The sequence below is a fragment of the Protofrankia sp. CiP1_Cm_nod2 genome (assembly GCF_920664355.1).
Classification (GTDB): Bacteria; Actinomycetota; Actinomycetes; order Frankiales; family Frankiaceae; genus Protofrankia.
This window is the reverse complement of the sequence record NZ_CAKKTL010000003.1, coordinates 55,735-56,874: the sequence shown is the minus strand read 5'-3', so window position 1 is coordinate 56,874 and position 1,140 is coordinate 55,735.

Here is a 1,140-nt window from a genome sequence, read left to right as displayed (position 1 = left end):
CGCCGTGAGAGCGCCGGAGATGTTTTTCCAATGAGCCATGCCGAATGGTTTCCTTTCGCTTCGGATGTTACACGCAGATATTTGGCAGGAATTTGCCGGCGTGGCCGCCCCCGCGGTGTGACGGCATAGCGGAGCCAGGTGTCGGCGCTGTGTCCAGGCCGCGGTGGACGGACCGGCAGCCTTGTTCCAGATCGCGCGTCGGGTGGCCATTCCAGTACGGCGATATGGGGTCGGGTACGTCAGACCGCGGGTGTTCCATCGGATGGGGCCGGCCCGCGGTGAGCAATTCCATAACCGACGAGCTCGCGGATGGCCGGGCTCCTACCGCCGCACGTAGTATTCATGGTCCCTGTCGGGAACAGGCCGGCACCGGTACGAAACCGGCACCGCGTCCACCGGGCATCCCGCTCGGCGACCGATAAAACAGGATCATCTCATGAAGCGTTGTTCACGGGTCCCGATCAGGGCCCGGTAACGCCCTGACCTGCGCAGGCGTATGATCCAGAACATCTGATCGCAGCTTCTGAACAACGCTCATGGTGCTCGGTGAGCTCTCAGTAAACCCCAATCTGGCCGTTTCCACCCGGCCGGCTCTCGGGGACGTTTGCCACCGTCCGCGTACAGCACCTGTCCACCTGCTGCCATCCGTGGTTTATCTGACATGCCGGAAGGTGGCCCCAGCACTTCTGCGAAGGTACTCGAGGATGGCTCCGTGCGCGAGGACTGCAACGTGGCCCAACGTCGCTCGCCCAGGTGGGGAAATTCCTTTCCATGGCGGAGAGTCACCGCCATGAGCGCTGTCGACCAGACCTCGACCCGGCTGTGCCGAACGATTCACAATGATCATCCGTTCGAATCTTTCTGGTGTCGCGGATTCGATGACGGTGGTGTTTGCGGCCGTGCTGACAGGGTCATTTCACAGCTGACGGTCCGGATTCGGTCGTCTCCGGCCACGATCGGAGTGGCGTGGCCTGGACGGATGCCGCCGGCGCGTCGGAGCATGCTGGAGGTGGGCGCGCCCACCTCCAGCGATCACCGCGTTCCCGGCGCTTCATGACTGCCATGGGGAGGGCGTCCCCGAAGATGCCATCCCGCCGATGTCACCCTTGTGACCAAGAGATCACTGACAAGTCTTGATCC